A 9,091-nucleotide genomic window follows, 5' to 3' on the forward strand; every position below is an offset into this window, starting at 1 on the left:
TCTTACTTACGAAGAAATTTTTTCTATGCTACCTTTAAATTATCAAGAAAAGGAGCATGAAAATGCCAAAGAATTTAAGAGAAGAACTTTACTTTATGGTGATGATGGCGGGATTAATGGTCGCCGTCATGACTGCTTACAATGTTTACCTGGCCAAGGGCTGGGTCCCAATGGAAATGATTACCTCCTACCCACTGGCCTTGGTAGTCGCCATGATTTTGGACTTTTTCATTGTTGGTAAAATTGCTAAGGGAATTGCCTTTGGCCTCATCGTTCCCCGTTTTGAAAAGAAGTCAATGATTAAGATTGCCATCACCGTCTCATCGCTGATGATTTTGGGGATGGTGACCTTGATGTCACTCTTTGGAATCTTAATCAACGGTGAACACCTGTCCGCCTACCCACTAACTTGGATTCGTAACTTCGTGGTCGCCTTGCCCTTGCAACTAATTATCGTTGGTCCCTTTTCACGGGCCATGTTAGCCAAGATTCAGGCCCACAGCGCCCAAGCTGAATAATTGGACAAATTAAAACCAGGTAGCCAATGGTTACCTGGTTTTTTATTTGTTCGTGATGAAAGTTTTTTAGCCCTCTGATTCAATCAATTGAGAACCAAGTTCGTAGTTGTGGGAATAATCGACGGGGATGTCAACTACGACTGGGCCTTTTGCTGCAAAGGCTTCGTCCAAAACAGCATCCAAGTCGGCTGGTTTCTGAACCCGCAACCCCTTAGCACCGAAACTTTCGGCATACTTAACGATGTCGATATTACCGAAGTCAACTCCGGCTGAAATGCCATCATACTTCATTTCTTCTTGGAACTTAACCATGTCGTAATGGGCGTTATCGTTCCAAACGATGTGAACCGTGTCCAACTTTAAGCGAACAGCGGTCTCTAATTCCATCGCAGAGAAGAAGAAACCACCATCACCAGAAACAGAAACCGATTTAGCATTAGGACGGACCATTGCTGCAGCCATTGCCCATGGCAAGCCAACCCCAAGCGTCTGCATTCCGTTTGAAATCAAGAAGTGGCGAGCAACATAAGACTTAAAGTGCCGGGCCATCCAAATGTAGTGAGAACCGATATCCGTTGAAACCGTCATCTCATCGGTCACATGGGTTTGCAAGGACTTGATCACGTCCAAAGGATGGTTCAAGTTCGCCTTAGCCGGCGTGTAAGAAGGTTCATTAGCAGCCTTCAAGTCAGCCTTCATCTCTTTTAAAACGGCTTGTCCCTCAGCAGGGACTTGGTAGCCTTTAATACTGTGAGCAACGACGTTCAAGGACTGAGCCACGTCCCCAACCAACTGCCGTTCGGGAACAAAGTTATTATCAATTTGAACAGCGGTTGTATCCAAGGCCACAATTCGCAAATCCTTTTCCTTGTTCCAGTTCCGTGGTTCGTATTCGATAGCATCGTAGCCAACCGTTACAACCAAGTCAGATTGTTGGAGGAGTTTGTCCCCTGTTTGGTTCCGAAAAAGGCCAATCCGACCAAAGTAAGACTGGTCTTCCAGTTCACGAGAAATCACACCGGCCCCTTGGAAAGTTTCCACAACGGGCAATGGGGTATTTCGCAAGAGGGCCTGCAAGGCGTCAACCGTGTCATCATCAGAACCACGGGCACCAACTAACAAGACTGGTAATTTAGCGGCTTGAATTTGTTCAGCCAACCATTCCAAATCAGTCAAGGAAGCCGGCCCCTGTTGTGGCTTTGGTACGACTGGCAAGGCCTGTCCTTGCACTTGCGCATCATCCACATCTTGTGGTAACGAAACGAAGGCAGCCCCACGCTTGGCCCCGTCAGCGGCTGAAAAGGCATTGGCTAAGATTTCAGAAATGTTTTCTGGATCTTGAATCTCCGCACTATAACGGGTAATTGAGTCAAACAATGAAACAGAGTTAGTTGATTGGTGGGTCAACCGGTACAAGTCCTTTCGTTGGACCTGACCGCCGATAGCCACAACCGAGTCACTTTCAGCATTAATCGTCATCAAACCGGTTGCCAAATTTCCAACACCAGGTCCAGAAGTTGCAATCACAACCCCGGTATCACCGGTAATCCGAGAGACCGCTTGCGCCATAAAGGCTGCGTTTTGTTCGTGGCGGGTGACGACCAACTTTGGTACCTTTTGACCGGGTTGAGGGTGTTCAAGTGTTTTAAAGAGGCGGTCAATTTTTGCGCCTGGAATTCCAAAAACAACTTGGACGCCATTATTTACTAACGAATCAGTGACAATATCTGCTCCATATTTTTTCATATTTTAAAATTCCCTCTTTTTTTGAAAATCGTTAACTTGAGTCTAGTCTTCGATTTTTACCATGTCAATTTCGCTCAATTACTCGCAAGCTCTTTCTTCTAAATAAAGAAAAAGTACAACCGATAAACCGATTGTACTTTAAATTTATTAACTTAATATTAGGACAAAATTTACCTTTGCTCGTCCGTGGGCAAATTAAACCTTGCGGTACCGCCGCAAGCCAAAGATATTGGCCGACGTCAAAACCACCAAGAAAACCAACAGGGCGAAGATGTTTGGCAAGACATCAACGAAGGTTTGTCCGTGTAAGACAATCCCATTCATCGCATCTGAAGCGTACTTCATTGGTAGAATATTGCCAATTGATTGGGCCCAGCCAGCCATGGTATTCAAAGGAATCATACCAGAGAAAATCATCTGTGGCACCACCACGATTGGAATAAATTGAATCATCTGGAATTCAGAACCAGCCACCGTTGAAATCAATAATCCTAGCGATAAGGCAACCAGTGCTAAGACGACGTTTGTGACGAAAAGGCTGACAAATAATTGCCAACCTCTTCTAGTAATTTATTTATTTTTATTCAATAGGTACCAAATGTTAGTATCCATAAACCGACCGCTTTCAAAAATCCGGTCCGGGTGCGTGGCCAGCCAAGTAAAGCCAGCCTTTTCAGCCACCCGGTTTGACCCCTTATTCTCCACGGCTGCATCCAAAGTCAACTGGTGAAGCCCGATTTCATCAAAAGCATATGCAGATAGCGCTTTAACCACCGCCGTCATAATTCCCTGGCCAGCCCACTTGGTTCCAAGCCAATAGCCGACTTCGGCCAAGTGGTTAATTCTACTGTAAGAATGGAAGTCAACCATGCCAATGACCTGCTCATTTAATTCAATGACAAAAAGCAATTCATGGCCGTATTTAGCATCTTCCGCCAAGCGGTTTTTAATGTACTTCTCTGTCTGGCTTGGCTCCTTTAAGTCATTAACAAAACCTAAATAAGGGCCGATTTCAGCCTTACTTGTGTTTAAAACGTTAAAGGTTTCTTGTGCCATTTCTGGCCGGGCCGGTACAACTTGCAAACCTTCAAAACCTGGTACGTCAATCATTCGACCACCTCCGTTTCTCTCTTATTTGTTGGTATTGTAAGCCGTTTAGGCGGTAATGGCAAGGCTTTTATTTAATATAAGTATTATTATAAGTATGTTTACATAGTGATTATTTAGGCACGAGAAAAACACCCAACCCACTGGTTAGGTGCTTTTTCTAATAACAATCGAGGCGATTTGATTTGAGATTAGCTTTTATTACTGGTTATTGTGCTGGTTTCGTTTCTTGAAAATCAAGAAGTAAATCAGACCCATGCCGGTCAGAATTGCCAAGGCCCACAAGGCATTGCGGACTAGGCCATCAAACCAGCCCTTCTTGGCAGTTGAACGGGTGCTAGTACCGTCATTTGCACTACCGGTTTTTGGAACCCTTGGTTCAGCACTCGACGTTGAGCTAGGCGTAGTTGTTCCAGTATTAGCACTTTGGCCTTCAGCCAAACGAGTGTAGGCTGGCTGGGCACTGGTTGCCACAGTTGGGGTAACCACGGAGGCCGTCGTGTCACCGGCACCAGTATCGGAACTCGTCGTACCAGTACCATTAGCAGCGTATTGCTGTTGAACTTGTTGCTGGTAGGTTTGTTCTGCCTGGGTGGTACCATAGTTCAAGCCATTCAGGATGTCATCAGCGTTCAAAGCCCCATTGACTTCTGACTTAGCCTTAGCAACCGCATCAGCTAGTTTCTCGTAATCAGCCTGCTTTTGTGCATCTGTCAAACGAGAATCATTGGCGATTTGCTGGCGAATTTGGGCAGCCTTTTGGTCAATTTTGTTAACCGCATCATTCTTAGACTGTTGGATGTTGGCCAAATTCTTAGTAGCATCCGAAGCTGACTGGTTAATCCCGTCCGCATCAGTTCCTGAATTAATCTTGTCCATCGCATTCTTAGCCAGTGAAGCTAAGGCACTCTTTTGAGCAGCCTTTTGGTCATCGGTCAATGAACTATTGCTATCGATACCCTTGTTCAAATCAGCTACCTTAGCGGCAATGGCATCACTACCATTTTTCATTGCTGTTCCAAGGTCCGTAACGGTCTTGGTTGCTGTTGCTGAAGCAGCGGCAGCCCCATCAGCATTCGTAGCGTTGTTAATGTTATTTTCTTGTTGCTTCAAAGCAGCTTCAATGGTGGCCTTCTGCTTGGCCTTATCATCAGCTGAAATATTAGAATCACCGTCAATGGCAGCTTCTGCCTTCTTAGCAGCATCCTCAGCAGCTTGAACAGCGGCCTTCTTCTGGTCAACCAATGGCGTAATACCAGAAGTATCAGTTGCAGCGGCAGCAGCCTTCGCATAATCAGAACCACTAGCAGTGGCCCCGTTAATGCCATTAGTATCCGTTGCGGAGTCAATTGTTGCTTGAGCAGCAGCACCAGCCTTCTTCAAATCAGCAATCCGTTGGTCCTTTTGGGCCTGAGTCATGTCATTATTATTGTTAATGGCAGCTTCTGCCTTCTGAACGTTATCCGCCAAGGCTTTATCAGCGGCCGCCTTTTGGTCGGCCAAGCTGGTAGTACCAGAGAGGTTCGAGGCATTGTTAGCAGCCTTAGCAAAGTCACTGCCATCATTTGAGGCATTCGAGGCCGTGCCAGCATCGGTGGCACCGTCAATGGTAGCCTGGGCAGTCTTACGAGCATTGTCCAAGTCATTCAACCGGGACTGCTTTTGATCGTCGGTCAAATTGTCAGCACCATTAATGGCAGCCTTGGTATCAGCGACCTTCTTGTTCAAAGCAGCATCCGCCGATGCTTGGGCATCGGCGACACTCTTTGCATTGTTCGTACCATTGTTAATATCATCAGCGTTCGTAGCGTTATCAATATTTGACTTAGCTTTAGCAGCGGCAGTTTCAATAGCTGCCTTTTGGTCATCGGTCAAAGCCGGGTTAGCAGTTTTTTCAGCATTGGCAACTTCATCATCGATGGCAGCCTTAGCAGAAGTCTTTTGGTCAGCTAAGCTGGCAACCCCTGACAAATCCGAAGCCTTGTTAGCGGCAGTGGCTAAGTCACTACTATCGTTGGAAGCATTCGATGCTGTTCCGGCATCTGTCGCACCGTCAATCGTTGCCTGAGCGTTCTTAGCAGCATTGTTCAAGTCGTTTAACCGGGACTGCTTTTGATCATTGGTCAAATTAGTAGCGCCGTTAATGGCAGCAGTCGCATCAGCAACCTTCTTGTTCAAGGCCGAATCAGCGGCAGCTTGACCATCCGCCAAGTTCTTAGCATTGGTGGTGTCGTTGTTGATATCATCAGCGTTTGTCGCACTGTCAATATTTGACTTGGCCTTAGCAGCTGCAGCTTCAATAGCCTTTTTTTGGTCATCACTCAAGGATGGGTTAGCGTTCTTTTCAGCATTGGTAACTTCATCATCGATGGCTGCCTTAGCAGAAGTCTTTTGGTCAGCCAAACTAGCAATACCAGAAAGGTCTGAAGCCTTGTTAGCGGCAGTAGCTAAGTCACTACTATCATTGGAGGCGTTTGATGCCGTGCCGGCATCGGCAGCACCATCAATCGTTGCTTGAGCGGTCTTAGCAGCGTTATTCAGGTCATTCAACCGGGACTGTTTTTGATCATTGGTCAAATTGTCAGCGCCATTAATGGCAGTCTTGGCATCAGCGACCTTCTTGTTCAAAGCAGCATCCGCTGATGCTTGGGCATCGGCGACACTCTTTGCATTGTTCGTACCATTGTTAATATCATCAGCGTTCGTAGCGTTATCAATATTTGACTTGGTCTTAGCAGCTGCAGCTTCAATAGCCTTTTTTTGGTCATCACTCAAGGATGGGTTAGCGTTCTTTTCAGCATTGGTAACTTCATCATCGATGGCTGCCTTAGCAGAAGTCTTTTGGTCAGCCAAACTAGCAATACCAGAAAGGTCTGAAGCCTTGTTAGCGGCAGTAGCTAAGTCACTACTATCATTGGAGGCGTTTGATGCCGTGCCGGCATCGGTAGCACCATCAATCGTTGCTTGAGCAGTCTTAGCGGCGTTGTCCAAGTCATTCAACCGAGACTGCTTTTGATCATTGGTCAAATTGTCAGCGCCATTAATGGCAGTCTTGGCATCAGCGACCTTCTTGTTCAAAGCCGAATCAGCGGAAGATTGACCATCAACCAAGTTCTTAGCATTGGTTTCAGCATTGGCAACGTCATCAGTTGATGTCGCGTTATCAATATTTGACTTAGCATTAGCAGCGGCCTTTTCAATAGCAGTCTTCTGGTCATCAGTCAAAGCTGGGTTAGCATTCTTCTCAGCATTCGCAACTTCATCATCGATCGCAGTCTTGGCCGCGGTCTTAGCGGCGTTCAAATTATTAACTTGGTTCAAGCCATTGTTAACATCGTTGTTGAAGGAATCAGCATCGGTTTCGGCCGAAGCTTTGGCAATCGTGTTTGAAACGACTTTATCAATGGCAGCCTTTTGAGCAGCCTTTTCAGTGTCACTTAATGAAGTATCGGCATCAATGGCAGCCTTAGCAGCAGCAGCAGCCTTGTTCAAGCTAGAAGAATCGCTCTTCAAGTCGGTCGTCCGGTCAGCAATTGACTTACCTGCCACATATTGACTTTCGATATTTGATTCAGCTGAAGGCGTGGAACCATCAGTTGTTGGACCAACTAAGTCAATAATTTGTTGGGCGGTTACAGTTGAGGCGTTAACCGTGCTAAGAGCGTTATTATAGGCCTTTTCAACATTGGCTTTCTGATTAGCCTTTTCAGTAGTTGAAAGATAAGAATCGTTAGTGATCTTTTGTTCAGTTGCTTGACGCCACTTGTCCAAAGAATTTTGAGCATCAGACTGACGGTTTGCCAACGTTTCGGCACCAGCTACGTGGGCATTTTTAACTAAGTTGGCATTCGTCACATCGTTTTCAGCGGCATTGATAGCATCAGCAGTCGTTGCATTTGAAATATTCTTCGATACAGCAGCAACCGCATCATTGACAACCTTTTCCTGGGCAGCTTTTTCGGCATCAGTCAGTGAAGAGTCGTTTTGAATGTCTTTTAAAATCTGGTCACTATTGGTATCATTCTTAAACTTAGCAATCGCATCAGCTTGTAATTGACTAATTGACTTTCCAGAGTTGGCGTCAGCTTCCAAGGTACTTTTAGCAGTACTCTTGGCAGTCTCAGCATCATCAGCATTCGTTGTCGCTGATACTTTACCCTGTTGATTCGTTAAGTCAGACTGCAACTTTGATACGGCAGAAGACTTTTCTGCAGTTGTCAAAGTTGGATCGTTGTTAATCGTCTGCGTCAAGTTTTCATTTGACGTGTTCAAACCACTGTTATTGGTACCATTAACAAGGTCTGCCAAATAAGTATTATTATTTGCTTGACGAGTTGCCAAAGTTTCCTTGGCAACGTTGGCATTGTTAATCGTATTATTAGTATCAGTATCGGCACGGGCAGTGTTAACACCGTCAGCATCCGTTGCCGCTTCAATCAAAAACTTTTGCTTGTCAGCAGCGTCGTCAACAACCTTCTTAGCGGCTGTCTTTTCGTCAATCGTCATATTGACATTGGAGTCAATGGCGGTATCTTGGTTGCTTTGTTGCTTTGACAAGGCAGCTACTGCAGCGGTCTTTTGATCAGCAAGTGGTGACTGTGTCTGCCAATCGGTATCCATGGCCTTTTCAGCAGCGGTTACATCAGCATTAATATCATCAGCAGTCACATCAGTATTATTAATCTTATTTGAGTAGGTTGAGAAAGTAGTAGCAACCGCAGCCTTCTGGGCCATCTTTTGGACCGAAGTCAGTGAAGTATCAGCGTCAATTTCACCATTTACCTTAGTTTGGTAAGCGGATAAGTTGGTATTAGCTGTTTTCAATGCAGCCGAAGCAGCATCCGCAGCGTTCTGAGCATTCTGAATTTCCTTTGTCAAAGCATCCTGAGTACGGAATTGAACAGCAGGCGTATCATAATATGATGGATTTCCATCAGCACCACCGACACCCTTGTTCGAGGTATAGTAAACTCGGATGGTGTTATCGGTATCTGAAAAAGTTTTTGGTAAGGTGAAGGTACGAGCCTGATCTTGTCCTAATGAAGTAGTTGAGACAACAGCAACCTTATCTGAACCGGTACCATAAGTGAAAGTACTTGCAACTGCATTGACTCCGTCAATCGTAATTGTATCGCTTAATGACGAACGAGTATAGAAATACTTCATGGTTTGATAAGTTTTGGTTGATACATTACCAATCGCAACACCAACAGAGTTGTTAGAACCATGAGGAGTAACACTAACTTGCGTCACACCACCAACATAAGTGGCAACCAACTGGTAGCTACCATCAGACTGTTTAACGGCACGAACATAAGCATTTTTAATTTGATAATCAATACTTTGGGTCGTGCCATTAGCAGCTACATTGGTAACAGCGGCCAAATCGGTATACTTACCAACTAAGGCTTGCTGAGGACTGTCAAAAGTCACACTCTGCAAGGCGGAATCGCCTGAAGCAGGGGCAATGGTTGAAGAAGCCGAAGCCTTCGTCGCCAACCGGCCAAAGCCCAAATTCAAATTAGGGTTTGTAAGCTGGGTTGCTCCGGCCATTCCAAAGGAAACCACAGCGGCAAAGAGCCATAGCTTCCCTGATTTGTACATTTTATAGTGTTCAGTAGTATTGATATTATTTTCCATTATTCTAAGCCTCGATTTTACTAATCTCCCTTTCCGTCTCAATAGTAACACTCACATAACTTATATTTCAATAATAATTA

At 45.3% G+C, this 9,091-nt stretch carries 5 protein-coding genes; 1 reads left to right on the plus strand and 4 read right to left on the minus strand.

The features are described from left to right. Positions 1–62: 62 nt before the first annotated feature. Positions 63–518: a DUF2798 domain-containing protein gene (locus AC5162_RS04210; protein WP_496534005.1), complete on the plus strand. Its 456-nt coding sequence runs from the start codon at positions 63–65 to the stop codon at positions 516–518. A 66-nt stretch (positions 519–584) separates the two neighbouring features. Here AC5162_RS04210 and alsS read toward each other — a convergent pair whose 3' ends face one another. The 4 genes from alsS to AC5162_RS04230 form a co-directional block, all read right to left on the minus strand. After that, positions 585–2,264, minus strand: a complete 1,680-nt coding sequence (gene alsS / locus AC5162_RS04215; protein ID WP_496534006.1) for an acetolactate synthase AlsS — start codon at positions 2,262–2,264, stop codon at positions 585–587. 195 nt (positions 2,265–2,459) lie between these two features. Further along, entirely contained in the window at positions 2,460–2,834 is a 375-nt protein-coding gene (locus AC5162_RS04220) for an ABC transporter permease (protein WP_496534036.1), read from the minus strand. Further along, positions 2,835–3,374, minus strand: a complete 540-nt coding sequence (locus tag AC5162_RS04225) for a GNAT family N-acetyltransferase (RefSeq protein WP_496534007.1) — start codon at positions 3,372–3,374, stop codon at positions 2,835–2,837. Between the two features lie 198 nt (positions 3,375–3,572). After that, entirely contained in the window at positions 3,573–9,011 is a 5,439-nt protein-coding gene (locus AC5162_RS04230; protein ID WP_496534008.1) for a DUF1542 domain-containing protein, read from the minus strand. Positions 9,012–9,091: the final 80 nt, after the last annotated feature.

This window comes from Fructobacillus sp. ChS1-6f1-1-27 (genome assembly GCF_059579415.1).

Bases quoted from the DNA above. Each gene is read 5' to 3' on its own strand.
- alsS (WP_496534006.1), bottom strand. From the start codon at position 2,264: ATGAAAAAATATGGAGCAGATATTGTCACTGATTCGTTAGTAAATAAT.
- AC5162_RS04225 (WP_496534007.1), bottom strand. From the start codon at position 3,374: ATGATTGACGTACCAGGTTTTGAAGGTTTGCAAGTTGTACCGGCCCGG.
- AC5162_RS04230 (WP_496534008.1), bottom strand. From the start codon at position 9,011: ATGGAAAATAATATCAATACTACTGAACACTATAAAATGTACAAATCA.
- AC5162_RS04210 (WP_496534005.1), top strand. From the start codon at position 63: ATGCCAAAGAATTTAAGAGAAGAACTTTACTTTATGGTGATGATGGCG.